We start from the raw sequence: 26,223 nt of genomic DNA, 5'->3' as shown, positions 1-26,223 counted from the left end.
CTACACTGTGCAGTGTAATGTTTCCTTAATCCTGCACCGTGACAAATAGCGTCTTCGGCTGATGCGTGCGTGCCTTGGCCATTTTATTGCCACAAAGCGAAACCGTCCTTCAAGCGGTTCTCTGGAGTCATTCAGCCATGGTCACTTCAACTTCCTCTGCGGACAAAGCGCCTACGCCTGAAGCGTCCCGTCAGGTCGAAGGACATTTCCGCAACCACGCGCCGGTGCAGCGCGAAGGCTTGCGCAAAATGCTGCGGATCATGTGGAACATGATCTTCCACAAACCGCGCAACACCCGACCGAGCGCAGCCGTCCCGGTGCAAACACTGACCCGCGCCGCGTTGCTCGCGGCGCCCAATCACAGCGTCTACCGCCTCGGCCACTCGACCGTGTTACTGAAATTGCGCGACAAGTTCTGGATCACCGACCCGGTGTTCGCCGAGCGCGCCTCGCCAGTGCAATGGGCCGGCCCCAAGCGTTTTCACCAACCGCCAATCAGCCTGGAAGAATTGCCGCCGATCGAAGCGGTGATCCTCTCCCACGATCACTACGACCATCTCGACCACCACGCGGTGCTCAAACTGGCGGACAAAACCAACTACTTCCTGACCCCGCTGGGCGTGGGCGACACCCTGATCAAATGGGGCATCGATGCCGCCAAAGTGCGCCAACTCGACTGGTGGCAGGGCACGGAAGTCGATGGCATCGAATTTATCGCCACGCCGTCGCAGCACTTTTCCGGGCGCGGCTTGTTCGATGGCAACAGCACGCTGTGGGCGTCGTGGGTGATGATCGACGCCGAGACACGAATCTTCTTCAGCGGCGATACCGGCTACTTCGACGGCTTCAAACGCATCGGCGAACAGTACGGCCCGTTCGACCTGACGCTGATGGAAACCGGCGCCTACAACGTCGAATGGCCACACGTGCACATGCAACCCGAACAAACCCTGCAAGCACACATCGATCTGAAAGGCCGCTGGTTGCTGCCGATTCACAACGGCACCTTCGACCTGTCGATGCACGCCTGGTACGAACCGTTCGACCGCATCCTGGCGCTGGCCTGGGAGCGCAGTGTGTCGATTACCACGCCGCAGATGGGCGAAGCGTTCAACGTCAAATATCCGCAGCGTAGCAACCAGTGGTGGTTGGATCTGGAAAGCGCTGAAGATCAGGTGACCGCCTGAAAGTCCTGGGTGTCAGCCGCCGGGCCGCTGTACAGAGCAGCGGCCCCATTCGGATGACTACTCAACCATCGCATAATCGGCGCGCGCCATCGGGTCTGGCGTCGAGCCTCTGACGTTCATCCCCCGCCCCGGAGCAAACCCCGGGAAAAACACCAGGCCTTCCGATTCAAACCGATACGCGAGCGCCAGCCGTGTGACATCCAACACATCGCGGTTGGCCTCGAAACGCTCGATGGCCTGCACCGAAACCCCGGATTCGCGGGACAGCTCGTCAACGCTCCAACCCAGCATTGCTCGGGCTTGAGCGCTGTGGGCCGGGGTGAATTGAAAAAGGGCGATACGTTCCAAAGTGATTTTCATCGCAGAAGAGGCCATGGTGTTCTCCGGGCTCGAGAGTGCTGAGTCAAAATGTACTGTGTTTTTGTACAGTTGTTTTGATCCCGGATCAAATGCATTTTTTGATTTGTGCTATTTCGCCGCATCCATCCAGACGGACGGTGCCTGCCCCAGTACTCGGCGAAACATCGTCGAGAACGCCGCCGGGCTGTCGTAGCCGAAGTCCACGGCGATCCGCGTCACCGGCGTCCCCTCCGCCAGCCGCGCCAGGGCCAGCACCACACAGGCTTGCTGGAGCCATTGGCTAAAACTCAAGCCGGTCTGTTGGCGGAACAGGCGATTAAAGGTGCGCAGGCTGATGTGCAACTGATCGGCCCAGTGCTGCGGCGCTTGATGGATATTGGGCTGCTGGAGAAACGTCTGACACAACCCGAGCAATCGCCCTTCAACAGGTAGCGGAATGTGCAACGGCAAATGCGCGCTACGAGCCAGCTCATGCAGCAACAATTCCATCAGCACACCGTCGCGGCCGGCCTCATCGTAGGCCAGCGGAACCTCCGCCGCCGCCATCAACAAATGCCGCATCAGCGGCGACACACTGATGACCTGGCAGCGACTGCCCAAATCAACCGCCGTCGGCTCAATGTACAAACTCCGTGTACTCACCCCAAGCATCACCACCTCATGAGCTACCCCGGCCGGAATCCACACTGCCCGTTGCGGCGGCACCACCCAATTGCCGTCGTGGGTGCTGACCTGCATCACCCCGGTGGCGCCATACAGGAGTTGCGCCCTTCGGTGTGTATGAAGGGGCAACACATGTCCGTGGGAATAATCCGTACCGATCGCCACCACCGGCCGCGGCGTGTCGTCCAGCAGATTGATCGAAACATTGCGCATCAGGCGATATCCAGCAGTTGGCGTAAACGCGAACATTATTGGCTGACTTGCTGAAGCAGGCCAAGCGGCACCACTTTATCGTCGACCGCTTCCCACCATTGGACGCTGCGCGATGTTCTACCTTCTACTGACACTTTTCGGCTGCATGACCGGCATCACCGCCGTGCTGTTCGGCTTCGGCGGCGGCTTCGTCGTAGTGCCATTGCTGTATCGGATGCTTATAGCCAGTCACGGCGCCGATGACCCCATCGGTCAATCGGCAATGCACATCGCCGTGGCGACTTCGACCTGCGTGATGATCGTAAACGCACTGCTCGCCACCGGAAAACACCACCGCGCCGGTAGTCTGATTCGCCATTACCTGTGGCCGCTGGGTGGGTACATCGGGTTGGGCGCGATTGTCGGCGCCGTCGCGGCGATGTGGGCCAATGGTGAGGTGATTCGCTATGCCTTCATCGTCTATCTGGGCATTACGATTCTGGACTGCCTGTTCCGGCGCGGTTTTCTCACACACTCGGGTAACGAAGTCCCACGCCGATTGGGGAAAGTGGCGGTGTCTGGTGTAGGAATCGGCGCCATCGCAACCTTTCTCGGCGTGGGCGGCAGTGTCATGACCGTGCCATTGTTGCGGCGATCCGGTCTGAGCATGTCGCAAGCCACGTCCATGGCCAACCCACTGAGTTTGCCCGTAGCCCTGGCCGGGACGCTGACTTACATGGCGATGGCCGGGTTTACCGAGTTTGATCTGGGGCCGTGGTTTGTGGGGTATGTGGATGTGTTGGCGTTTGCGATATTGGCGGCTGGATCGATCATCGGCATGAGGCTGGCTACGCCTTGGATCGGGCGGATACCGGATCGCGTGCATGCGTGGGTCTACATCGGGTTGCTGCTTTTAGTGATGCTGGGTATGTGGGTCAATTAAGTGCACCTGACACTTGAGGGCCATCGATGTTGATCTTTAGCTGGACCGAAGCGCTAGCCAGTTTTCCCCTCGATTCCTTCAACTAACCCCGCCATAATCCGCCGCGCTCAAAGAGCGCCGCCGATGCTTCGGCCGGTGTTGCTCCAACTCATATCAGGGATAGGTCGATGCTCAAGGGATTGTTGCGCGGGGCGCCAGTTGCCACGTCGTTAGTTATGTTGGCAGTCATGTTGTGCTCCAGCGCCCACGCTGGCGAAGGACGACGCATTTTTACCGGTACGCTGGGCAAGATGCCGATCGTCATGGAAGTGCAAACGGCCGCGCCAACCAACATCAGTGGCCGCTACTTCTATCAGAAGTACCGCAAAGACATCGCCCTGAGCGGTGTTATGCAGGGCGCGACGCTGGTGCTGAATGAAGGCGAACAACCTTACGGTGATGAAAAGCCGCTACCGCAAATTCATCTGAATATCGAATCTGGTAAAGCGTGGGGCGAGTGGAGTAACGACCAAGGTAAAACGCTGAAGATAGAACTGACGGAAGCTGAACTCCCAGTTCTATCGACAGGCACGCTGCCCTATCTCGCCAAACTCTACGACGCCGAGCCCTACGAGTACCTGCGTCTGCAGGGCATGAAGCTCAAACAGGGAAAGACCCAAACCTTCGAAGGTTATTCGCTGCAATGGTGGAGCGAGCCGCAAACTAAAACCGCTTTCTTCGAGATCGTTTCGGGCTACACCCCCGAAGTACGTGATCGCATCAACAAGTTGCTGTTGGGACGTTTGTGGGAAGAAGTCGTCGAGTATTACGGCTGCTTCTCGGCGGGTGGCGGAGCCTACTATGTGCAAACGGTCAAACCGCTGTTGATCACGCCCAAAGTCATCAGCGTCAGCGTGGGCACCGAGGCTTATTGCGGCGGCGCACACCCGGATTACAGCGACGCCTACATCAATATCGATGCGCAAAACGGCAAACCTGTAACGCTCGAAGATGTGCTGTGGGTGGGGCAGGGCAAGCCGCTGCATTACGAAGAGCGCAATAGCGAACAATCCGCCGAAATTTACGCCGCGTATTCGGAATACCGCAACAACGAATTCGCCCCTTGGCTGGTTGCGCAATTACGTCAGCTCTACCCCGAAGAGATGCAGCCAATCCCCGACGACAACTGCACTTACGGCGAGCAAGACCATTGGGATTACCCGACCTGGTACTTCGCTAAAAACGGCATCAAGTTCGGACCTTCTTTCTCCCACGCGGACGCGCCATGTGCGTTTGTCGACTGGAGCGTTTTGCCTTATGCGGTTATCAAGCAGAATCCTGGTGGCGTGGCGGTGCAGTTGCCCTGAGGCTGCTCACACCTGTTAAGGCAAGGATGGAATGATGTTCAAGGGATTGTGTCGTTTGACTGGTGTTGTCGCGCTGATTTGCTCAACGTTTTCGCACGTGCTCTGGGCCGACAGCGACACCCAGGTCTACACCGGAAACCTGGGCAAAATGCCGATTGTGCTGGAGGTGAATCTCAACTCTGGGGAGGGGCGCTACTTCTACCAAAAGTACCGGCAAGATCTGATTCTTAGTGGTACGAGGGAAGGTGAGTTGCTTGTAATGAGTGAGGGCGGGGATGAGGATGAGTATCGTCCCATCTTTCGCCTGCAACTAAAACCGCAAGGATGGTCGGGCGAGTGGACCAACGCCAAGGGCAAAGTTCTCAAAGTAGAACTGCAGCCAGCCAGACTAGCGCCATTAACCGGCGATACCTTGCCCTACCTGACTCAGCTTCATGAAAAATTCCCCTATGAGTTCCTGCGCCTGCAAGGCCTGAAACTCAGCAAGGGCCAGACCGAAAACTTTATGGGATATACGCTGCAATGGTGGAGTGAGCCGTTGTCGGGCGTTCAACTGTTTGAAGTGGTTTCGGGCTATTCCGTGCAAGTACGTCAACGCATTAATCAGCGCTTGATGGCGCGGTTGTGGCAAGGCGTCGGCGATACGTTGGGTTGCACGGTCGATGGCCGTCCGGGCTCCTACTCCCAAACGAGTCAACCTGTGTTTATGTCACAGTCAGTCATGAGTGCTTTCACCTCTACCGACTTCTACTGCGGCGGCCTTCATCCCAATCAAGACAATGAAACGCTCAACTTCGATGCCAAGACAGGCAGAGTCCTGACGCTTGATGATGTGCTGTGGGTGGGCCAAGGCAAACCGGCGCATTTCGAAGAAGGCACGGATGAATATTCATCCCAGCCATATCCAACCTATTCCGAATACCGCACTCAAGAGCTGGCCCCGTGGCTGGTGGCGCAACTGCTCAAGCGTTATCCCAAAGAAATGACGATCAAGCCTGCTATGGAAGAGGGCGATTGCATCTATAACGATGATCAGCCCTGGGGTTACCCACTTTGGCACTTCACCGAAAACGGTCTGAAGTTGGAACCGTCTTTCATCCATGCGGCTGCGGTGTGCCGAGATACTGCCTGGAGTGTCTTGCCGTACAGCCTCGTCAAACAACACCCCGGTGGTGTGGCGCTGCAATTGCCTTGAGACTCTTTACTCCCATTTACCCAAGGAATGATTTGATGTGCCAAGGAAAGCGTCGCTTAACCGGCGTCGTCATGTTTATGTGCGCCGCGTTTTCAACTCCGCTGTGGGCCGAAAGTGGCAAACACGTGTACATCGGCACCCTCGGAAAAACGCCGATCGTGCTGGAAGTAAACACTGATAGCGAAGACGTGGGCGGCCGTTACTTTTATCAAAAGTACCGCAAGGATTTGATGCTCATTGGCAAAAAGGAAGGAGAGACACTGGTGCTTGATGAGTCAGCGCCGCGGGATCCTCAGGACGCGCTCCGTCCAACTATTCGTCTTCAGCCCAAAGCGGATGGTTGGTACGGCGAGTGGCGCAGCCCTGAAGGCAAGGTCCTGAAAGTTGACTTGCAGCAAGCCCGGATCGCCCCTGCGCCTGCCGACACCGTGCCTTTCCTCGTCACCCTGCGCGACCAGTCGCCCTACGAATACCTGCGCCTGCAAGGCCTGAAACTCAGGAAGGGTAAGACCGAAAACTTCATGGGCCACGCGTTGCAATGGTGGATCGAGCCTGGATCCGAGACGACCTTGTTTGAAGTGGTGTCGGGTTACACCGCCGCACAGCGTCAGCGCATCAATCAACAGCTAATGGGGCGGCTGTGGCAGGAAGTGGCAGGCAAGTTCGATTGTGTGGCCAGTGGCGGCGAGACGTTCTACGCGCAGACGGTGGAACCGCTGTGGATAGGACCGTCGACCCTCAGCGTGAGCATTGCCACCGAGTACAGTTGCGGCGGCGCCTACACCGATGAAAACGATATGCCACTCAATCTCGATGCTAGTAACGGCAATACTCTGACCCTTGAAGACGTGTTGTGGCTGGGGCAGGGCAGACCCCTGCACTATGAACGTCAGTACAACGACGTCATGCCATCTTCCGAGTCGTACGAAACCTACTCCAAATACCGCACCGAAACCTTGGCTCCGTGGTTGTTGCAGCAACTCAGCGCGCTCTATCCCGACCAGATGAAAACCACCACTGAACGCGAAGACGGCTGCATCTACGGCGACGAACAACCTTGGAAATTCCCATCCTGGTACTTCACCGAAAGTGGCATCAAGTTAGTGCCGTCCTTCCCGCATATTTCCTCGATGTGCCGCTACACGGAGTTCAGCGTGCTGCCTTACGAACTCATCCGACAACACCCCGGCAGTGCCGCGCTGCAGTTGCCTTGAGGCAAACGCTACTTATCCGCCAACCCCGGCGCTTCCCGCACGATAAAGTGATCAAGGTTCTCAATATTCGCACTGAACACCCCGAACGTCTGTTCGGGGTTTTTCTTGCTCGGGACTTGCTTCAACTCCGGCGTGACGCCATAGAAGAAACAGAACAACTCCTTTCCGCTGTCGATAGCGTGCTTGATCTCTTCGAGGAACGCCTTGCGCTTGCGGTAGTTGTCGACCAGCTTCTTGCTCAAGTAAACATTCACTGAGTAAGGCTTCTTCTTCGCCTCGTCCGTTTGCTTGAACCACACTTTCTGTTCGAAATCGATGCGGAAGCTCTGGGTGTAATCCTTGATCTCCTTGATCTTGCCCCAGTAAATCAGCCCCTTGTTGTCGGTCAGGTATTCAATCTTCTTGAAGAAAGAACCATAAGGCGCCGTGTGCTCGCCAATCTTCAGCGGCATGCGCTTGAGCAACTCCTTGTCCTCGAAGTTCGACACGAAGCACTCCACCGGATGGGCGAAGATACTGGTCTTGTCCGGCGCAGTCTCCCGGCTCGGATGCTCGACGCTAGTGTTCGCGAGCGATGGTTTAGGATCATCGCGCACCACATCCGCCGCCACTGCCGGGCTCGACGGCTTGCGCACGTATTCGCGCCGAGTCAGTAACAATTCCGAGGGGAAATGCTCCTCGCGGCTGTCATCCGTTTCCGCGCCTTCGGCCTCAACGCCCGACGCCGGCGTTTTCAGACTCACATAAGGACAATCCGCGACATGCCGCGTGCTCGGCGTGTTCTTGAAGTGCGGGGTGCGAACGTAATTCACGTTTTTGGCGTTAAACGTGGTCAGCACATTCGCCGCATCAAACGCCGCCCGGCAGGCGTCATTGGGACATTGGAAGTGTTCCTTGGCGGAATCGAACTCCATGGTCTCGTCGAAATTGAGATCGCGCACGTCATAGATCGACAGCTTGTCGTCGAGACTGAGGCAGTAGGCGAGATCGAATTTCATGGCGGGCTCGGGTCCTTGAGTGGGGGAGGGTATTAATAGCGGGAGGCGCGACGGGTTGCACTGACTGTTTTCAAAACAATGCAAAACCTGCGGCAACACACCAAACCTGTGGGAGCGAGCTTGCTCGCGACTGCCTGCATCAACGCATCGGCTAAGCCAGGCACAAACCTGTGGCGGGGTGGTTTACCCCCGTTGGGCTGCGCAGCAGCCCCAAACCTAGCAAACGCGGTGAATCAGACAAACCTAGTTGTGAGGATTAACGACTGCTTCGCAGCCGAACGGGGGTAAACCCCCTCGCCACGAATCCCATTCACCTCGATTACTCACGTCTCAGCCGGGCAATGTTGTCATAAAGCCACGCGGTAAATTCATCCCTATCGCTTGAGTAGTGGCAACGTCGATGACAATTAGGACATAACGCCACGGCGTTCTTCGGACGATCCGAGCCGTGCTTGGCCAAATGTTTAACATGATGGACTTCGAGGTAAGGCAATCCGTCAGAGCGTAGAAAAGGAGCGTTTTGCTTGCATCCTTCGCAGCGACCTTCGGATTGTTTCAATATCCAATCGGAAATCTTCTTCGCGCGCGCATACCTAATCGTTGCGGTGCTGGTCTGTGTGGGATTCAGAATTCCTTCCGGCACGTCGTCAGCATTAAGTGGGGCAGCCTCGAATAGCCGATAAGTAACTTGCTGGTTCGCTGGCTCGGCTGTAACACGGAAGCGGTCGATATTCTTCTCAGCGAGTATTTTTCGGACCCGGTTGCTGATTCCGGTGCCGACGTTCTTTGCAGGTACATAACCAACAATATGCTTCAGCCCCATTTGCGCCATTACGGCGGAAATGTTCTGCATTCGGTACTCAACTGAGGAAGCGCTGCGCTTGCTCAAAGCTCCTTCACGCAAAAGACGATTCTCGTCGGCCTTTTTTATCGGTTGATTGGCCAATTCGAGAGTCAGCATCTTTAGGTAGGCATCAACCGAAGCTTCTAGCTCAAGGTCATCCCAGCCGGTTCTTTCTTTTGGAGTGTCCATACAATCGCCGAGGGTTGAAAACCCTCGGACGATACTGAGTGGCCATTACGACGTCTACGAAAATTCCTACAAACAATACCGACGAATCCCGCGACTGGTCCTACACACGCGTCACCCTATCCAACCGACTGTTTCGAAGATTGAAACACCTCCGTAACTTTGCGCCACCAAGGCTTAGCCACCGTTACCCGCCGCCGCGTGCGGTTAAGCAATAGATAAGGCATGTCCCGAAGTCGAATCCAACCTTCATCCTGCCAATGCAACAGACTCAACGACATCTCCGGCCAATCCAGCAAACTCAACATGGGTTGATCGGAATTCTTTGATTGCCCGGCATCACGCAAGGCTGGCACCACTTGATGGGTTAGCCACTCCCGCAACAGCCGATTTCCCGGAACGTAGTGATAGACGAGCAGCGCGTACACGCCGGACTCGCTAAGCATCAATCGCTTTTCAGGTTGGCCGTGATACTCAATCAACAGCGTGTGCCGCTGATCTTCGTCCAATTTGCTGACCATCCGATCATTCAAATGGAAACCCATTAAACGACCTAGATCGCGGGCACAAAACCACGGTTGGTTTTCCAGGAGGAGGGCGTTGAGGTGGAGGTTATGACGGTTGAACACCGTGGGAATGTACGGATCAAGCATGATCGCACTCCGCAGATAGGGAGGATCTGAGCGATTTTTGTGTGCGCATATTGATTACCTCTACGAATAAATGGGAATGCCATAACCCGACGTAGAGGATATAAGAAATCCCAACGAGCAGTGTCTTTGCACAGGGCCACGGATTTGTCTTAACGACATCCCGAAGATCTGTGCGAACAATTCTGCTTCTACGTTGGGCGTTTCTTAGGCACCTGCATTGAGCTTAGAGGTGCATGGACCGGGCATCAATCAGGAAAGGGGCATGGGTGCTGTAGGAGTTTTAACAAAGTGACGTAGGGGCGGCTAAGGTTTATTCCAGGCAATAAAAAGCCCCGATAACATCGGGGCTTTCAGGTTTTCGACTTGTCGATTTACAACTCTAAATCGTTAAATCGCGGCTAGCTCCAGGAATCAATCCCAGCTCAAAGCCCCACCAGTCTGATACTCAATAACCCGAGTCTCAAAGAAGTTCTTCTCTTTCTTCAAGTCCATAATCTCGCTCATCCAAGGGAACGGGTTAGTCGTTCCTGGATACTCTTCCTTCAAGCCAATCTGCGACAGGCGACGGTTAGCGATGAACTTGAGGTAGTCCTCCATCATCGCCGCGTTCATCCCCAATACCCCGCGAGGCATGGTGTCGCGCGCGTATTCGATCTCGAGCTGAGTGCCTTGCAGAATCATCTGCGAAGCTTCTTCCTTCATTTCGGCATCCCACAAGTGCGGGTTTTCGATTTTGATCTGGTTGATCACGTCGATGCCGAAGTTCAGGTGCATGGATTCGTCGCGCAGGATGTATTGGAACTGCTCGGCGACGCCGGTCATTTTGTTGCGACGGCCCATGGAGAGGATTTGGGTGAAGCCGCAGTAGAAGAAGATGCCTTCCAGAACGCAGTAGTAGGCGATCAGGTTGCGCAGCAGTTCTTTGTCGGTTTCGACGGTGCCGGTTTCGAACTTCGGATCGGAGATCGAGCGGGTGTACTTGAGGCCCCAAGTGGCTTTTTTCGCGACCGATGGGATCTCGTGGTACATGTTGAAGATCTCGCCTTCATCCATGGCCAACGATTCGATGCAGTATTGGTAGGCGTGGGTGTGGATCGCCTCTTCGAAGGCCTGGCGCAGGATGTACTGGCGGCATTCCGGGTTGGTGATCAGGCGGTACACGGCCAGGACCAGGTTGTTGGCAACCAGCGAGTCGGCGGTGGAGAAGAAGCCCAGGTTGCGCATGACGATGCGGCGCTCGTCGTCGGTCAGGCCTTCCGGGTCTTTCCAGAGGGCGATGTCGGCGGTCATGTTGACTTCTTGCGGCATCCAGTGGTTTGCGCAACCGTCCAGATATTTCTGCCAGGCCCAGTCGTACTTGAATGGCACGAGTTGGTTGAGGTCGGCGCGGCAGTTGATCATGCGCTTTTCGTCGACAGCGACACGGGCGGAAGCGCCTTCGAGTTCAGCCAGACCTTCAGCGACGTCGAGGTTGTCCAAGGCAGCCTTGGCACGCGCGATCGCGGCGGAGTCGGACGCGGTCACGGCACGCGCTTCTTGGGCGGCGACGCCACCGGCGGTGTCGAGGCGGTCCATGTTGGCTTCAGTCGCGTGGCCGGCGTTTGCGCCTTTTACCGCTACTTCGCCCGTGTCTTCTTTGTCGAATTCGTCCCAGCTCAGCATGACGTGTCGTCTCCTGCGTGAGGGCCAGTTGCCCGTGTGATGGTTTTTCACACGGTCGTACTGACCGCGTTGGATCTTAAGGAATCGTTTTTTGCAGCAGCTATACGCAGGCATCAAACAGAATTTTGTACGGAAAACCCGAAGCCGCCTCGGTGCGCAGAAACGTGAAAAGCGTCTGCCTGGGCTTCGGATGCCCGCCTGTCCCTGTAAGGGAATATTGCAGGCCCGTTTGAGGCCGCATTATAGGGAAAAAATCCGGCGTGTGGTGCGACGAATCGGCGCTGAGAACGGTAGGCGAGGGCGGGTATTTGCGTCGGAGCGAGGGTTTACAGGGCTTTGACTGGGGATCGACTGCGAAGATTTTTTTTTGCTAATTTTTGGCGAGGCGTATTTTTGGTCAAAAAACAGCCAGAAAAGCGCTTTTTCACTATATGTTGTGTTTTGCGAGGCTTTTCGATGCCCTCAGACACAACTGAGCCCGACCGAAGTCGGGCGAAGGCTAATCAGCCAAATGTCAGCTGAAAGTGGCCGAGTTGGTGCGTTCGAAACCATCAGCCGCGAAGGTCGCCGAACCGGTTTTGTCGTAGCCATCTTCAGCGACGGTAGCCGAGCCGGTGCGATCGTAGCCATCTTCAGCAACTGTGGCGGAACCGGTGCGATCGTAACCATCTGCAGCGACTGCCGAGCCGGTGCGGTCAAAACCATCAGCGGCGAAAGCGCTGCCGGCCAGTACGGAAAGGGTCAGGGCGAGGATCAGTTTGGTTTTCATGGTGGTAGCTCCAGGTTCGTTGGCGTTTTGTGCCTTGGGTGTGGAAGTGATACTACGCCAATGAATTTGATTAAAAAGCGCAAATAATCGCACTAAACAATCGTATTATTCGATCTATACGGTTCGGCGCTTCAGCTACCCAATAGAGCGGGCAGTTGGGTCGAACCGTTTAGAGGGGAAGTGCGGGAGATCAGCCGTTAGAGCAGCCGTTGCCCATAACGCTGTAACGCAGGATGTGGCGCTGACCTTTGGAATCGTCGTATTCCATTTTCATCGGGACAACTTCACAGACGTTCGGGATTTCGCTCATGGACACAACGTTGGCGATGTCCAGATGGGTGGAGTAAGTGTATTGCTCTTCCACCGGTTGTTGCTGCGCGACATCAGTCGGGGCCTCGTCTGCCATGGCGGTTAAGCACATGCTGCTGAGGGCCAGAACTAATAAAGCTTTCATTTCAAATTTACCTTTCTGAGGTCGAGTGGGGTCACGCAATCTTTTTGGGATTGCGTGTGGAACTTCAGTACTTGGTTTTTTGATTAACTGCCTTCGTGGGGGCTGCAACTTGGTTAATCAGGTTTGCCTTGTTGGCGAGGCTGATTTTAGGCGTGAGGGTCGGATTCATATACCCGTGCTTTTGATAAACACCTTTCGCAATTCCCGTAACAATCAGTAATAAGTCAGAAAGTCGCAGGTCCCGGCGCGGGGTTTCGCGCCAGTGAATGCAGGGGTTTTGCGGATTTCGCGAGGTATTCACCACGGTTTGCAGGGGCTTGTTACTACCATCGTCGAATGGTTCTATAGGCCCGGCCCGGCTACAACAGGGTCATACAAAAACAACTATTCCACCGAGGTAAGAAAGATGAGTGCGGCTTCTTTGTATCCCGTTCGTCCCGAGGTAGCAGCCAATACGCTGACTGACGAGGCCACCTATAAGGCCATGTACCAGCAGTCGGTCGTCAACCCGGACGGCTTCTGGCGCGAACAAGCTCAGCGTCTCGACTGGATCAAGCCTTTCACCACGGTGAAACAGACTTCCTTCGACGATCACCACGTCGACATCAAATGGTTTGCCGACGGCACACTGAACGTTTCCTACAACTGCCTCGACCGCCATCTGGAAGAGCGCGGCGATCAAATCGCGATTATCTGGGAAGGGGATGACCCGTCCGAGAGCCGCAACATCACCTACCGCGAACTGCACGAGCAAGTCTGCAAGTTCGCCAACGCCTTGCGCGGCCAGGATGTGCATCGCGGCGACGTGGTGACTATCTATATGCCGATGATTCCCGAAGCCGTGGTCGCCATGCTGGCCTGTACCCGGATCGGCGCGATTCACTCGGTGGTGTTCGGTGGTTTCTCGCCGGAAGCGCTGGCGGGGCGGATTATTGATTGCCGGTCCAAAGTAGTGATTACGGCCGATGAAGGCGTTCGTGCCGGCAAGAAGATACCGCTGAAGACCAATGTCGACGACGCGCTGACCAACCCGGAAACCAGCAGCATTCAGAAAGTCATCGTCTGCAAGCGCACCGGTGGCGACATCAAGTGGAACCAGCATCGCGACATCTGGTACGAAGACCTGATGAAAGTGGCGGGCAGCGTTTGCGCGCCGAAAGAGATGGGCGCCGAAGAAGCGCTGTTCATCCTTTACACCTCCGGTTCTACCGGCAAACCGAAAGGCGTGCAACACACCACTGGCGGTTACCTGCTGTATGCGGCCATGACCCACGAGCGCGTGTTCGACTACCGCCCGGGTGAAATCTACTGGTGCACCGCCGACGTCGGCTGGGTCACCGGCCACACCTATATCGTCTATGGCCCGCTGGCCAATGGCGCGACTACCGTGCTGTTCGAAGGTGTGCCGAACTATCCGGACATCACCCGGGTGGCGAAGATCGTCGACAAGCACAAGGTCAACATCCTCTACACCGCACCTACGGCGATCCGCGCGATGATGGCGGCGGGTAACGCTGCAGTCGAAGGCGCTGACGGCAGCAGCCTGCGCCTGCTGGGTTCAGTGGGTGAGCCAATCAACCCGGAAGCCTGGGATTGGTACTACAAGAAGGTCGGCCAGTCGCGCTGCCCGATCGTCGACACCTGGTGGCAGACCGAAACCGGCGGCAACATGATGAGCCCGCTGCCGGGTGCCCATGGCTTGAAACCTGGTTCGGCTGCTCGTCCGTTCTTCGGCGTGGTGCCGGCACTGGTGGACAACCTGGGTAATATTCTGGAAGGCGCCGTTGAGGGCAACCTGGTGATTCTGGATTCGTGGCCGGGCCAGGCGCGCACGCTGTATGGCGACCATGACCGTTTTGTCGACACTTACTTCAAGACCTTCCGTGGCATGTATTTCACCGGTGACGGTGCGCGCCGTGACGAGGATGGTTATTACTGGATCACCGGTCGCGTGGATGACGTGCTGAACGTTTCCGGGCACCGCATGGGCACGGCCGAAATCGAAAGCGCGATGGTTGCGCACCCGAAAGTCGCCGAGGCGGCGGTGGTCGGCGTGCCGCACGACATCAAGGGGCAGGGCATTTATGTCTACGTCACGTTGATCGGCGGCGAAGAGCCGAGCGAGCAACTGCGTCTGGAACTGAAAAACTGGGTGCGCAAAGAGATTGGCCCGATTGCTTCGCCGGACGTGATCCAGTGGGCGCCGGGGCTGCCGAAAACCCGTTCCGGCAAGATCATGCGGCGGATTCTGCGCAAGATCGCGACTGCCGAATATGACGGCTTGGGCGATATTTCGACGCTGGCGGATCCGGGCGTGGTGCAGCATTTGATTGATACGCATAAAACGATGAACGTCGCGTAAGCAGCTGTTTTGATGTGTTGAAGCCCTGCCAGGTGTTATCTGGCGGGGCTTTTTATTGGCTGGGGTTCTTGGGGAGGTTGTGCGGGCCTCATTGCGAGCAAGCTCGCTCCCACAGCTGATCCTCAGCGAACATAAAATCCGTGCCGGGCGCAGATCCCTTGTGGGAGCGAGCTTGCTCGCGATAGCGACCTGTCAGGCACCACATCAACAACGTCCAATAATTATCGGCTTCACTCGTAGGCCTTTTCCTACTGTTACCGCCACCGATGAATGTGTCTGAATGTGTAACCGCCCGCACGAATCCGGGGCATTGGGAAACGCGCAGCCCTGTTTCAGAGCGTCTAAACCGCGGGTGAAAAATAAGACACCACGCTGTACTTGCCGGATTAGAAGGGTTTGCCAATAATAGGCCCGCAATTTGCAGCATAGATCGGTTTACAATCTTTTGCTCCTGCATGAATTTGCAGGGCTGTCAACGTGTCCAAGTGGCTTTCTCGGTGCATCTGTAATTAGTTGTCGCATTGAAGAAATATCGACTTCGGACCTGTCGTTAGAATGCCGATCACTCGCTCGTCGTTGCTCGCGCTGAATCAGCGTGGGTTTTGCATGACGCAGCAGCGCTTTTCGATTTCACCCATTCGCATATTGGGCTGTTGCTCACTCTGCCGTTTTTGCCCTTTACCGATGGAGTCCCGAGATGAAGAAACTTGTGCTGCTTGGCGCCTTGGCACTGTCCGTGCTGTCCCTGCCAACCTTCGCCGATGAAAAACCCCTGAAGATCGGTATCGAAGCGGCTTACCCTCCGTTTGCCTCCAAGGCACCGGACGGCAGCATCGTTGGTTTCGACTACGACATCGGCAACGCTCTGTGCGAGCAGATGCAGGTCAAGTGTGTGTGGGTCGAGCAAGAGTTCGACGGTCTGATCCCGGCACTCAAAGTGCGCAAGATCGACGCGATTCTGTCGTCCATGTCGATCACTGAAGATCGCAAGAAGTCTGTCGACTTCACCAACAAGTACTACAACACCCCGGCCCGTCTGGTGATGAAGGCTGGTACTCAAGTCAGCGAAGGCCTGGCTGAGCTGAAAGGCAAAAACATCGGCGTGCAACGTGGTTCGATCCACGAGCGTTTTGCCCGTGAAGTGCTGGCGCCCCTGGGTGCTGAAATCAAGCCTTACGGTTCGCAGAACGAAATCTACCTCGACGTCGCTGCCGGTCGCCTCGATGGCACCGTGGCCGACGCCACGCTGCTGGATGACGGCTTCCTGAAAACCGACGCTGGCAAAGGTTTCGCGTTTGTTGGCCCGGCCTTCACCGACGTCAAATACTTCGGCGACGGCGTAGGTATCGCAGTCCGCAAGAACGACGCGCTGAAAGACAAGATCAACACCGCGATCACGGCCATTCGCGAGAACGGCAAGTACAAGCAAATCCAGGACAAATACTTCGCCTTCGATATCTACGGCAAGTAACACGTCCCGGCGACAAGTCCGAAATGGCGCAAGCAACAGGATCTCTGCGGTTTGCGCCATTTTTTCATCCCAACTTTCGAGGACCTGAATCATGTTGAAAGGCTACGGGGCTGTCATCCTCGATGGCGCATGGCTGACGCTTCAGCTCGCCTTGTCGTCCATGGTCCTGGCCATTGTTCTGGGCCTGATCGGCGTTTCGCTGCGTCTGTCCCCGATCCGCTGGCTGGCGTGGCTGGGCGACCTGTATTCCACGGTGATTCGCGGGATTCCCGACCTGGTGCTGATCCTGCTGATTTTCTACGGTGGTCAGGACCTGCTCAACCGCGTCGCGCCGATGCTCGGTTTTGATGACTACATCGACCTGAACCCGTTGGCCGCCGGTATCGGCACCCTCGGTTTCATCTTCGGTGCGTACCTGTCGGAAACCTTCCGTGGCGCGTTCATGGCGATCCCCAAGGGCCAGGCCGAAGCCGGCATGGCGTACGGCATGAGCAGTTTTCAGGTGTTTTTCCGGGTGTTGGTGCCGCAGATGATTCGCCTGGCGATACCGGGTTTTACCAACAACTGGCTGGTCTTGACCAAGGCGACCGCGCTGATTTCGGTGGTCGGGCTGCAAGACATGATGTTCAAGGCAAAGCAGGCGGCCGATGCCACCCGCGAACCTTTCACCTTCTTCCTCGCAGTGGCGGCGATGTACCTGGTCATCACCAGTGTTTCGTTGCTGATATTGCGTCAACTTGAGAAGCGCTACTCGGTAGGCGTAAGGGCGGCTGATCTATGATCTTCGACTACAACGTCATTTATGAGGCCTTGCCGCTGTACTTCGGTGGCTTGCTGACGACGCTCAAACTGCTGGCGATTTCGCTGTTCTTCGGGCTGCTGTGCGCATTGCCGCTGGGCTTGATGCGCGTCTCGAAAAACGCCGCCGTCAACATGACCGCCTGGCTGTACACCTACGTGATTCGCGGCACGCCGATGCTGGTGCAGCTGTTTTTGATCTACTACGGTCTGGCGCAGTTCGAAGCCGTGCGCGAAAGCGTGTTGTGGCCGTGGCTGTCCAGCGCCACGTTCTGTGCGTGCCTGGCGTTCGCGATCAACACCAGCGCCTACACCGCCGAAATCATTGCCGGCAGCTTGCGCGCAACGCCTAACGGCGAGATCGAAGCGGCGCGGGCGATGGGCATGTCGCGCTACAAAATGTACAAGCGCATTCTGCTGCCGTCGGCCCTGCGCCGGGCGTTGCCGCAGTACAGCAACGAAGTGATCATGATGTTGCAGACCACCAGTCTGGCGTCGATCGTGACCTTGATCGACATCACCGGTGCCGCGCGCACGGTCAACGCCCAGTATTACTTGCCGTTCGAGGCGTACATCACCGCCGGCGTGTTCTACCTGTGCCTGACGTTCATTCTGGTCAAGCTGTTCAAACTGGCCGAGCGCCGCTGGCTGGGCTATCTGGCCCCGCGGAAGCACTGATATGGAACGTATCGATCACTCATTGCCGTGGAGCCACTTGGGCAGCGAGCGCCATATTTCGGTATTTCGCTTCGGCAAAGGCGAGCGCAAGGCCTACATTCAGGCCAGCCTGCACGCCGATGAATTGCCGGGCATGCGCACCGCGTGGGAGCTGAAAAAGCGCCTCACCGAACTCGAAGCGCAAGGCTTGCTCAACGGTGTGATCGAACTGGTGCCGGTGGCCAATCCGCTGGGCCTCGGTCAATTGCTCCAAGGTAATCACCAGGGGCGTTTCGAGGCCGGCAGCGGCAAGAATTTCAACCGTGATTTCGTCGAACTCAGCGCGCCGGTGGCCGCTGCGGTGGACGGGCGTCTGGGCGATGATCCGCACGCCAATATCCGTTTGATCCGCCAAGCCATGAGCGATGCGCTCGCCGCATTGCCGCCGGCAGCGAGTCAGTTGCAAGGCATGCAGCGCGTGTTGCTCAGCCACGCCTGCAGCGCTGACGTGGTGCTGGATTTGCACTGCGACGCCGAAGCCGCGCTGCACATGTACGCCTTGCCGCAGCATTGGCCGCAATGGCGTTCGCTGGCCGCACACCTGGACATCAAGGTCGGTTTGCTGGCCGAAGATTCCGGCGGCAGTTCGTTTGACGAAGCCTGCTCGCTGCCGTGGCTGCGTTTGTCGCGGCTGTTCCCGGACGCGCAGATTCCGCTGGCGTGTCTGGCGACGACGATTGAATTGGGGGGGCAGGCTGACACCGGTCGCGCCGAGGCTGAGGCTTACGCCGAAGGCATTCTGGCGTTCCTCGCCGAGCAAGGCCTGATCAGCGGCGAATGGCCGAAACCGGCGCACGACGCCTGTGAAGGCATGCCGTTCGAAGGCACGGAATTGCTCTTCGCGCCGCACCCTGGCGTGGTGAGTTTCTTGCGCAAGCCGGGTGAGTGGGTCGAGGCCGGCGACGAGATTTTTGAAGTAATCGATCCTTTATCCGATCGCGTCAGCACGATCTGTGCTGGTACGTCCGGGGTGCTGTTTGCCGTTGAACGGCTACGTTATGCCCAACCCGGTTTCTGGCTGGCCAAGGTGGCGGGGCGCGAAGCGCTGCGTCACGGGCGCTTGCTCAACGACTGACTGACTGTTTTTGTGAGAACCGACCGCATGTACAAACTTGAAGTCCAAGACCTGCATAAACGCTATGGCAGTCACGAAGTGCTCAAGGGTGTGTCCCTGAAAGCGGCGGCTGGCGATGTGATCAGCATCATCGGCTCCAGTGGCTCCGGCAAAAGTACTTTCCTGCGTTGCATCAACCTGCTCGAGCAGCCGCACGCGGGCAAGATTCTGCTTAACAACGAAGAGCTGAAACTGGTGGCCAACAAGGACGGCGCGCTGAAAGCCGCCGACCCGAAGCAGCTGCAACGCATGCGTTCGCGCCTGTCGATGGTGTTCCAGCATTTCAACTTGTGGTCGCACATGACCGCGCTGGAAAACATCATGGAAGCGCCGGTCCACGTGCTCGGCATGTCCAAGGCTGAAGCGCGCGAGAAGGCCGAGCACTACCTGAACAAGGTCGGTGTGGCGCATCGCAAGGACGCTTACCCTGGCCATATGTCCGGCGGCGAGCAGCAGCGCGTGGCGATCGCCCGTGCGTTGGCGATGGAACCTGAGGTGATGCTGTTCGACGAACCGACCTCGGCGCTCGACCCGGAACTGGTTGGCGACGTGCTGAAAGTCATGCAGGCACTGGCGCAGGAAGGCCGGACCATGGTTGTGGTCACGCACGAAATGGGCTTCGCCCGTGAAGTGTCGAACCAGTTGGTGTTCCTGCACAAAGGCGTCGTCGAAGAAAGCGGCAACCCGCGTGAAGTGCTGGTCAATCCACAGTCCGAACGCTTGCAGCAATTTCTTTCCGGCAGCCTGAAATAATCAAGAGTGCCGTTGCGCACCGGGATAGTGCATGCTTCGCCATTTGGCGGCGGTCCACAATCCCTGTAGGAGCGAGGCTTGCCCGCGAAGAGGCCGTGTCAGTCGACATCATTTGGAATGACACACCGCCTTCGCGGGCAAGCCTCGCTCCTACGGGGGATCGCTGCCAGTTTCGAGATTTGCGTTCATTTACGGGCTAGCATTGGCCCATGCCTCATCACTGTTTTAGTTTCGGATTGCCCGCCATGACTGCCCATCGAATTGGTTTCCTGATTTGGCCCAGCACTAAAGCTCTGACGCTTGCGCTGGCTGAGGAGGCCTTGCGTGTTGCTCAGCGTGTGCATCCAGACGTTGTCTACGAACTGTCGTTTTTACAGGCCGAACCGCCGACCGAAGGCGCCTGGCAATTGCCTGGTGAGCCATGGGCCGGCAAGCTCGAAAACTTCCAGAAACTGTTTTTGCTCGCCGATGAACCGCCGACCGCATTGGCCCCGGCGCTCAGCAGTTCGCTCAAACAACTGGTGCGCGCCGGTTGCGTGATTGGCGGGTTGTCCGCCGGTGTTTACCCGTTGGCGCAACTCGGTTTGCTCGACGGTTACCGCGCTGCCGTGCACTGGCGCTGGCAGGACGATTTCGCCGAGCGCTTCCCCAAAGTCATCGCCACCAGCCACTTGTTCGACTGGGATCGTGATCGCCTGACCGCGTGCGGCGGCATGTCGGTACTCGACCTGCTGCTGGCCGTATTGGCCCGCGACCACGGCGCCGAACTGGCCGGTGCCGTGTCCGAAGAACTGGTGGTCGAGCGCATCCGCGAGGGCGGCGAACGCCAACGCATTCCGCTGCAAAACCGCCTCGGTTCCAGCCATCCGAAGCTCACCCAAGCGGTGCTGCTGATGGAAGCGAACATCGAAGAACCGCTGACCACCGACGAAATCGCCCAACACGTGTGCGTGTCGCGCCGGCAGTTGGAGCGCATCTTCAAGCAATACCTCAACCGCGTGCCGAGCCAGTACTACCTGGAACTGCGCCTGAACAAGGCCCGGCAAATGTTGATGCAAACCAGCAAGTCGATCATCCAGATCGGCCTGTCGTGTGGCTTCTCTTCGGGGCCGCATTTCTCCAGCGCCTACCGCAACTTCTTCGGCGCCACGCCGCGGGAAGATCGCAACCAGCGGCGCAGCAGCAGCCCGTTCGAGTTGTCTTCAGTACCTTCAGAGCGCGGCTGAAGACTGGTTTGGCGCAGGCGCGAAATCAGTCTTCCATGGTTGAATCCTCTGAGTCGGACACCTCCATTTCCGCGCTGTCGATGATCGCTTCCACGCCAAAATCAATTCTGGTTTTCTTGAAGTAGGCGTGCAGGAGTTGCAGGCTTTCTTCGGAAAACGGGTTGTCGCGCAGGTTGATCGCCGTTCCCGCGTCCCGGGGCAATTCCAGCAGGTCGCTGGGCAAGTCGCGGATTTCGTTGTTGCTCAAGTTCGCTTCGTCGAGCGCTTGTAACTGCAACAAGCCATGCGGCAGCTCGGTGATCAGCGTGTCGTTGAGAATCAGCATCGACAGGTTGGGCATCTGACTGACATCGGGCGCCAGCGTCAGCGGATTGCCGCTAAGGTCGAGGATGTCCATATTTTCCATGCCGGCCAGTTCCGCCACGGTGTTTGGCGTAAGGGTGATATGGCAATCGCTGAGCTCCAGCGTTTGCAAGCGGCCCATGGTGAATACGCTGTCCGGGATCGTGGCGATTCGATAGTCGCGGATGGTCAGCGTTTTGAGTTTGGGGAAACAGCGCAGGAATCCGTCACCCACGGTCGTAAGTCCTTCCTCGCTGCCCAGATACAGATGCGATACATGGCTGAAGTCGGCGGTCAGCGTCGGCAGGTCACCGATGATGATCATCTCGATATCCAGCTCGTATGAAGGCTCGCTCGGGTCCAAAGGGTTATTGAACTGGTCCAGTTCCAGGTCTTTGCGCCAGGCTTTTTCGATCTCCCGTTTGAAGTTGTCGCGGGTGCTGTGCTCCAGCAGCAATTGCAGCGGCGTGAAGGGCTGCTGGGTCACTGGATGCAGTGCCGGCACATCGGCGGTCCACGCCGCCAGCGCATTAACCATCGTGCTGTATTCGGTTTCGAGCCGCGTGAGTTCGATGCGACCGGTTTCCAGCGTGCCGGGCAATCGGTACACAAAATCACTCGCCTCTTCGCGGCCCTGCAGCGGATAAAGATCCACCGCCCGTTCCAGATCGGCTTGCGGGGCAACCACACCAAAGTCCTGACGGATGCGCTGGAAGTTGGCCTTGATGCGATTGCGGGTCGCATCGGAGAAAGGGTTGTCACCGAAATCGAAACGATTGACCCGTTCCGGCGGCAGATCGAACAGTTCGACAGGCAGTTCACTGATTGCGTTGTCCGAGAGAATGGCTCCACGCAGGACGGTGCGCGTGGCCAGTCCGGCGGGTACGCTGGTCAGTTGGCAGTCATTCAGGTCGAGGTATTCGAGCGCTGGCATGCCTTCCACGCTGAAGCTTAGTCCCAGGGGATTGCGATAGAGATCCAGCGTGCGCATCTTGCTCAGCGCAGCGATGACTGCCTGCGTCTCAGCGCTCAGGCGCAGGCGACAGTTGCTGATGATCAGTTGGGTCATGTCGGGTCGGGTGGCGATCACCTCTGGCAGGTTTGGCAGAGCAATGTCGCGCACTGCCAAGCGGCGCATGCCGGTGAAATGATTCAAGAACGCTTCGCCGCCCAGTGTCATCTCATTGCCTTCCAGAACGACATGGGTGATATGGCTGAAATCGGCCTCGAACGCGGGCAACTCGCCAATGATCGGGTGAATGAAAGAGAACAGATAGTCCGGATCGGGCGCTTGCGCAGTCGCCTCGTCGAGCGCGGTTTGCCGACGCCAGCAGCGTTGCAACTCACTATTGAGCAACTGCCGGTTGTTCCTGTTTGCAGCTATCTGTGCCGGGCTCAAATCGGCGCCGGTCAAGGGGTGCACGTTTACCTCGGCGTTGGCCCAGATGTCGAGGTCGCTACTGAGCCGGATAAATTCCGCGTGCAGGCGCGATAGCTCGACGCGCGCGCCCGAGGGATGTTGTTGCAACCTGTGTGTGAATACCGCGAGTTCTTCTTCAGTGAAGGAGGGGTACAACACTTGAATCCGCTCCTGCAGCGACGGTGCGCCGGGATGCGCGAGTCGGTAGCCATCTGAGCCGCCCGGCAGGCGCATGACATTCGGGTTGTAGGACGGTTTACGTACGGGCGTGGAGGACAGCAGCGCCTGCAATTCTTCATGGGCGAGCGCGTGCTCCCGGATGCTTTGTTTGAGCAGCGGACCCTGGCCGATGTGCAGGTTGAGATTTTCGCGCTCACTGTCCGGCAATGCACTTAACAGGCTGCTGTAAAAATCGTCGCTGCTCGCCAGTTGTGCACCGGCGTTGTCGTAAGGCTGGTAGCGCCCATCTTCGAGCTGCACCAGCACTTTGCGCGGCGAGGTCAGCGGCCCGGTGCTGTCGATGGTTTCGCCATCGAACGAATAGCGTTTGATCTCGATGCGCACATTGCCCGACCAGCCCGGCAGGCGCGATAACGAATGCACCGCCAAACGCTCGGCATCCGGATTGTCCACCGAATCCAACTCCAGACCTTCGCGGGCGCGCACCGCTCGCACCTGTTGCTGCGTCCAGCGCGCCAACTCCTTGAGGCGCGGGGCGACGACGCCTTGTTCCAGTTGCTGCAACTCGCGTGCGCTTGCGCTCAGCAACAGTTCTTGCGCCGAGCCGGCGGGCAATCCGGGAACTGCGTCGATGAGGTGCTGGGCCAACGGGTCTGCGCTGATTTGCTGAGCCCGGTAACGCGCCTCGAACAGCGTGTTGCGTCGCGACTGCGCAATCTGCGTCAGCCGAGCGCGAAGTTGCCCGGTGCGAACCTCCAGTGCTAACTGCGGATCGCCAAAAGGTTCGTCGAACAAGGCCTTTATTTCCGCCTCGTTCAAGCAGCCGAGCGAAGCCTTGAGGACGTCGCCATTCGGCTCGGCGACGTCATACACGCGTGCGCCGTGATGGCCGCTCAGGTCGCTTTGCCAAGACACTTGGCCATTGCTGTCGAGCAGGCGCAGCGCTTTATGGCTGGGCCATGGCATGTCCTCGGTTAACAGCTGCAATTGCGTCGGCGCGTCGGCGCTGAGATAGAGGTCGGCATGCTCGCTGCCGAGGCGTTCTATAAAAGTGCGCAGATCCTTGTCGATCTTGAAACGCTTGAGCGTATCGGCGAGCAAGGCGGGCAGGGGTTCATGGTCGACGTGGATTCGGCGCAGGGTATTTTCGTGATATCCGCTGATGCTCAGGGCTTGTTCACGCTCGGCGAGGGACAAGCTGTCGGCGAGATGGCCGAGGCGCATCAAGAGTTTTTCGCGAGTCCAGCTCAGCGGTTGCTCGTGCTCGATCTGCCAGGCGCCATTGCCGTTGTGTTTGAGCCGGGGTTTGTAGGCCTCGGGCCGGGTAGGGTGCTCGATCTCGAACGGTCCTCGGCCATTGGTTTTTGTCACGGAATAGGTGTTGTCCTCGAGTATCAGCAGGTTTTTTTCGTTGTGCTCGCGCAGGCCCAAATCGCTCGGTGACAGCTGCGTCGCTGTCTCTGATCGTTGGTAAGGCTTCATGTTGCCATCCCAATAACGGGTCTGGCCGCCAGCGGATTTGACTGGCGTGAAGCGATCAATGAAGTCGATCCAGGTATGCGGCAGTACCTGGCGAAATTCGCCAACAGCGATGCTGCCACCGGCGGCGAACGTGCCAAGTTGCACCAGTGTTTCCACCACCCCCATGGTGTGCGCGAAGGCTTGCTGCGTCAGGCCTTCGGCCCAGTCGATGACGCCTTCAAAGGTTTCATCGAGCACCTGATACGCCGTGTAGGCCAGCATCAGTTCGCCGAGAAACGGCACGAACGGCAGCGCGACGAACGCAGCGATTTGCAACACCGCCGAGGCAATTCCAGTGAACGAATCCCAACGTTCCCAGCGCGCCTGTCGATCGGCATTGGCGGTGGACACTGCGAGCGTTCGCGCGTCGTTGAGAATCTTGTCGAGCTTGCGTTGCTGCAGATGATTCCACAGGTTGCCGCGAATGGGCGTTGCGGCAAATTGCAGATTGGTGTGCGCGGCCGGTATCTCGCGCCAGCTCGGCAGCGGATCCCCTCGCTCGCGTTGATGCCAGGTGGTTTGGGTCAGGCGATTATTCAAATCCGCGAAGAAATAGCCGCGATCCGCATGCGCGACGAAGCGGCTGAAGAACGCCTGGTAATTTTTTGAGCGCAGGCGCTTGCTCAGGTCGGCCATGAACTCGGCGCTGGACGGGTATTCCTTCAGCGGCTGCTCGGGATCGTCGGGAATGTAGGCGATCACCGAGACAGCGTTGCGGTGGCGCTCCAGGTCCGGCGCGAACAGCAGAATGCCGGTGAGGCGGGCGTTCATCATGGTCAGGTCGTGGCACAGCAGCGGTTGGCCATTGAGCACCGGGTTTTGGCCGCCCTCTATCAGCCCGAGCAGCGAGCGGTAGGTCGCCTTGTTCATCGGCTCTTGCGCAATCAGCGCCAGTTCGAGGGCCAGGCGCAACGCAGACTTGTGGCTGTCGCTGATCTGCGGTTGCAACACCGCGCGCACCAGGCCGTTGCTGATGCCGAGATTGTCTTCCAGCCAGGCCTGATATTGCTTGCCCAAATCCAGCTCGCGACACAGCCGCGCGAAGTCGCCGATGCCGAGACGATGCTTGATGTGTCGGAGCACTTCGAACTGGCCAGTCGCCGAAGGCTCGGTGGTGTAGGCCGATTCCGCGGCATAAGCGTCGTCCTTCGCTTCGTCGGGTTCAAAGTTGTGCAACGCCGCGTCCAGCAATGAAACGGTCCAGGTGCGCGCGCCTCCTGACTTGATCGGGAACCACGGCGTGGTGGTCGGGATATACAGGCGCAACCATGTTGTGTTGACGTCCAGGTCCAGGCCGAATTGCTGTTTCAGCGCGGCCCGCAGCAGTGGCGCGCCAAATTCGCGGGCGTTCTGCAGTCGTTGCAAGCGTTGGTCGATGGCGTTCTGGGCGTGCCAGTAAGCGCTGTTCAACTGCTTGAGCGTGCGGTGCTGGGCCGACGTGACATGGCCGAATTGGCTGATCGCGCTGGGTTGCATGTCGGCGAGGGTGGCACGGCGAGCGGCGCTGGCCTTGAGCAACCATGCCGGCAATGTCGCGGCCAGATGTCCGTAATGCTCATCCGGATGTTGCGGCCAGAGTGGCGCGGGGGGGATGAGTCGAAAGTCCTTTGAAAAATTCACGGTGCTGTCCTTGAGCGTGTCGAGCTCGCTATC

At 57.7% G+C, this 26,223-nt stretch carries 21 protein-coding genes; 12 read left to right on the top strand and 9 right to left on the bottom strand.

The window, feature by feature from the left end:
- Nucleotides 1-137: 137 nt before the first annotated feature.
- Nucleotides 138-1,187 carry an MBL fold metallo-hydrolase gene (locus BI292_RS00750; RefSeq protein WP_101206576.1) on the top strand — a complete coding sequence of 350 codons (1,050 nt, stop codon included), beginning with the start codon at nt 138-140 and terminating at the stop codon, nt 1,185-1,187.
- Between the two features lie 57 nt (nt 1,188-1,244).
- On the opposite strand, the gene BI292_RS00745 is transcribed toward BI292_RS00750, so the two are convergent.
- Together BI292_RS00745 and BI292_RS00740 are read right to left on the bottom strand one after the other, a co-directional pair.
- On the bottom strand, nt 1,245-1,562 hold the full coding sequence (locus BI292_RS00745) for a helix-turn-helix transcriptional regulator (protein WP_101206575.1): 318 nt from the start codon (nt 1,560-1,562) through the stop codon (nt 1,245-1,247).
- Between the two features lie 93 nt (nt 1,563-1,655).
- The gene (locus BI292_RS00740; protein ID WP_101206573.1) at nt 1,656-2,423 is read right to left on the bottom strand and encodes a helix-turn-helix transcriptional regulator; all 768 of its coding nucleotides are present in this window, start codon (nt 2,421-2,423) and stop codon (nt 1,656-1,658) included.
- A 112-nt stretch (nt 2,424-2,535) separates the two neighbouring features.
- Between BI292_RS00740 and BI292_RS00735 the strand changes: the two genes are divergently transcribed.
- From BI292_RS00735 to BI292_RS00720, 4 genes are all read left to right on the top strand, one after another.
- The gene (locus BI292_RS00735; protein WP_101206572.1) at nt 2,536-3,345 is read left to right on the top strand and encodes a sulfite exporter TauE/SafE family protein; all 810 of its coding nucleotides are present in this window, start codon (nt 2,536-2,538) and stop codon (nt 3,343-3,345) included.
- Between the two features lie 167 nt (nt 3,346-3,512).
- Nucleotides 3,513-4,691 (top strand): hypothetical protein, encoded by a 1,179-nt coding sequence (locus BI292_RS00730; protein WP_101206571.1) that lies wholly within the window; start codon nt 3,513-3,515, stop codon nt 4,689-4,691.
- A gap of 34 nt (nt 4,692-4,725) precedes the next feature.
- Nucleotides 4,726-5,886, top strand: a complete 1,161-nt coding sequence (locus tag BI292_RS00725) for a hypothetical protein (RefSeq protein ID WP_101206570.1) — start codon at nt 4,726-4,728, stop codon at nt 5,884-5,886.
- A 35-nt stretch (nt 5,887-5,921) separates the two neighbouring features.
- Nucleotides 5,922-7,100, top strand: a complete 1,179-nt coding sequence (locus tag BI292_RS00720; RefSeq protein WP_101206569.1) for a hypothetical protein — start codon at nt 5,922-5,924, stop codon at nt 7,098-7,100.
- 8 nt (nt 7,101-7,108) lie between these two features.
- On the opposite strand, the gene BI292_RS00715 is transcribed toward BI292_RS00720, so the two are convergent.
- The 6 genes from BI292_RS00715 to BI292_RS00685 form a co-directional block, all read right to left on the bottom strand.
- Nucleotides 7,109-8,098, bottom strand: a complete 990-nt coding sequence (locus tag BI292_RS00715; protein WP_101206567.1) for a hypothetical protein — start codon at nt 8,096-8,098, stop codon at nt 7,109-7,111.
- Nucleotides 8,099-8,417: 319 nt separating this feature from the next.
- On the bottom strand, nt 8,418-9,131 hold the full coding sequence (locus tag BI292_RS00705; RefSeq protein ID WP_101206565.1) for an HNH endonuclease signature motif containing protein: 714 nt from the start codon (nt 9,129-9,131) through the stop codon (nt 8,418-8,420).
- 116 nt (nt 9,132-9,247) lie between these two features.
- On the bottom strand, nt 9,248-9,781 hold the full coding sequence (locus BI292_RS00700; RefSeq protein ID WP_101206563.1) for a Bro-N domain-containing protein: 534 nt from the start codon (nt 9,779-9,781) through the stop codon (nt 9,248-9,250).
- Between the two features lie 411 nt (nt 9,782-10,192).
- Nucleotides 10,193-11,443, bottom strand: coding sequence for a ribonucleotide-diphosphate reductase subunit beta (locus tag BI292_RS00695; RefSeq protein ID WP_092279009.1), 1,251 nt, complete (start codon nt 11,441-11,443; stop codon nt 10,193-10,195).
- A gap of 514 nt (nt 11,444-11,957) precedes the next feature.
- On the bottom strand, nt 11,958-12,212 hold the full coding sequence (locus tag BI292_RS00690; RefSeq protein WP_101206561.1) for a hypothetical protein: 255 nt from the start codon (nt 12,210-12,212) through the stop codon (nt 11,958-11,960).
- 190 nt (nt 12,213-12,402) lie between these two features.
- The gene (locus BI292_RS00685; protein WP_101206559.1) at nt 12,403-12,666 is read right to left on the bottom strand and encodes a DUF2790 domain-containing protein; all 264 of its coding nucleotides are present in this window, start codon (nt 12,664-12,666) and stop codon (nt 12,403-12,405) included.
- Between the two features lie 406 nt (nt 12,667-13,072).
- Here BI292_RS00685 and acs point away from each other — a divergent pair, with 406 nt between their 5' ends.
- From acs to argR, 7 genes are all read left to right on the top strand, one after another.
- Nucleotides 13,073-15,028: an acetate--CoA ligase gene (gene acs, locus BI292_RS00680; protein ID WP_092279015.1), complete on the top strand. Its 1,956-nt coding sequence runs from the start codon at nt 13,073-13,075 to the stop codon at nt 15,026-15,028.
- A gap of 697 nt (nt 15,029-15,725) precedes the next feature.
- Nucleotides 15,726-16,499: an ABC transporter substrate-binding protein gene (locus BI292_RS00670; protein WP_092279017.1), complete on the top strand. Its 774-nt coding sequence runs from the start codon at nt 15,726-15,728 to the stop codon at nt 16,497-16,499.
- A gap of 91 nt (nt 16,500-16,590) precedes the next feature.
- A complete protein-coding gene (locus BI292_RS00665) occupies nt 16,591-17,280 on the top strand; it encodes an ABC transporter permease (protein ID WP_092279019.1) in 690 nt (229 codons plus the stop codon).
- The gene (locus tag BI292_RS00660; RefSeq protein ID WP_092279021.1) at nt 17,277-17,975 is read left to right on the top strand and encodes an ABC transporter permease; all 699 of its coding nucleotides are present in this window, start codon (nt 17,277-17,279) and stop codon (nt 17,973-17,975) included. Before BI292_RS00665 ends, BI292_RS00660 begins: the two co-directional genes overlap by 4 nt.
- Nucleotide 17,976: 1 nt before the next feature.
- Nucleotides 17,977-19,089, top strand: a complete 1,113-nt coding sequence (locus BI292_RS00655; protein ID WP_101206556.1) for a M14 family metallopeptidase — start codon at nt 17,977-17,979, stop codon at nt 19,087-19,089.
- Between the two features lie 27 nt (nt 19,090-19,116).
- Nucleotides 19,117-19,881, top strand: coding sequence for an ABC transporter ATP-binding protein (locus BI292_RS00650; RefSeq protein ID WP_046042317.1), 765 nt, complete (start codon nt 19,117-19,119; stop codon nt 19,879-19,881).
- Nucleotides 19,882-20,126: 245 nt separating this feature from the next.
- Entirely contained in the window at nt 20,127-21,107 is a 981-nt protein-coding gene (gene argR, locus BI292_RS00645; RefSeq protein WP_092279026.1) for a transcriptional regulator ArgR, read from the top strand.
- A gap of 25 nt (nt 21,108-21,132) precedes the next feature.
- Here argR and BI292_RS00640 read toward each other — a convergent pair whose 3' ends face one another.
- Nucleotides 21,133-26,190 (bottom strand): dermonecrotic toxin domain-containing protein, encoded by a 5,058-nt coding sequence (locus BI292_RS00640; RefSeq protein WP_256592593.1) that lies wholly within the window; start codon nt 26,188-26,190, stop codon nt 21,133-21,135.
- Nucleotides 26,191-26,223: the final 33 nt, after the last annotated feature.

The sequence above is a fragment of the Pseudomonas sp. 43NM1 genome, assembly GCF_002836905.1.
Taxonomy (GTDB): Bacteria; Pseudomonadota; Gammaproteobacteria; order Pseudomonadales; family Pseudomonadaceae; genus Aquipseudomonas; species Aquipseudomonas prosekii.
This window is presented reverse-complemented; position numbering and strand designations above follow the sequence as displayed.

Coding starts and splice junctions, on each gene's coding strand:
- BI292_RS00695 (WP_092279009.1), bottom strand. CDS start 11,443: ATGCTGAGCTGGGACGAATTCGACAAAGAAGACACGGGCGAAGTAGCG.
- BI292_RS00725 (WP_101206570.1), top strand. CDS start 4,726: ATGTTCAAGGGATTGTGTCGTTTGACTGGTGTTGTCGCGCTGATTTGC.
- BI292_RS00685 (WP_101206559.1), bottom strand. CDS start 12,666: ATGAAAGCTTTATTAGTTCTGGCCCTCAGCAGCATGTGCTTAACCGCC.
- BI292_RS00670 (WP_092279017.1), top strand. CDS start 15,726: ATGAAGAAACTTGTGCTGCTTGGCGCCTTGGCACTGTCCGTGCTGTCC.
- BI292_RS00665 (WP_092279019.1), top strand. CDS start 16,591: ATGTTGAAAGGCTACGGGGCTGTCATCCTCGATGGCGCATGGCTGACG.
- BI292_RS00735 (WP_101206572.1), top strand. CDS start 2,536: ATGTTCTACCTTCTACTGACACTTTTCGGCTGCATGACCGGCATCACC.
- BI292_RS00690 (WP_101206561.1), bottom strand. CDS start 12,212: ATGAAAACCAAACTGATCCTCGCCCTGACCCTTTCCGTACTGGCCGGC.
- BI292_RS00750 (WP_101206576.1), top strand. CDS start 138: ATGGTCACTTCAACTTCCTCTGCGGACAAAGCGCCTACGCCTGAAGCG.
- BI292_RS00745 (WP_101206575.1), bottom strand. CDS start 1,562: ATGGCCTCTTCTGCGATGAAAATCACTTTGGAACGTATCGCCCTTTTT.
- BI292_RS00700 (WP_101206563.1), bottom strand. CDS start 9,781: ATGCTTGATCCGTACATTCCCACGGTGTTCAACCGTCATAACCTCCAC.
- BI292_RS00660 (WP_092279021.1), top strand. CDS start 17,277: ATGATCTTCGACTACAACGTCATTTATGAGGCCTTGCCGCTGTACTTC.
- BI292_RS00720 (WP_101206569.1), top strand. CDS start 5,922: ATGTGCCAAGGAAAGCGTCGCTTAACCGGCGTCGTCATGTTTATGTGC.
- BI292_RS00655 (WP_101206556.1), top strand. CDS start 17,977: ATGGAACGTATCGATCACTCATTGCCGTGGAGCCACTTGGGCAGCGAG.
- acs (WP_092279015.1), top strand. CDS start 13,073: ATGAGTGCGGCTTCTTTGTATCCCGTTCGTCCCGAGGTAGCAGCCAAT.
- BI292_RS00740 (WP_101206573.1), bottom strand. CDS start 2,423: ATGCGCAATGTTTCGATCAATCTGCTGGACGACACGCCGCGGCCGGTG.
- BI292_RS00650 (WP_046042317.1), top strand. CDS start 19,117: ATGTACAAACTTGAAGTCCAAGACCTGCATAAACGCTATGGCAGTCAC.
- BI292_RS00705 (WP_101206565.1), bottom strand. CDS start 9,131: ATGGACACTCCAAAAGAAAGAACCGGCTGGGATGACCTTGAGCTAGAA.
- argR (WP_092279026.1), top strand. CDS start 20,127: ATGACTGCCCATCGAATTGGTTTCCTGATTTGGCCCAGCACTAAAGCT.
- BI292_RS00730 (WP_101206571.1), top strand. CDS start 3,513: ATGCTCAAGGGATTGTTGCGCGGGGCGCCAGTTGCCACGTCGTTAGTT.
- BI292_RS00715 (WP_101206567.1), bottom strand. CDS start 8,098: ATGAAATTCGATCTCGCCTACTGCCTCAGTCTCGACGACAAGCTGTCG.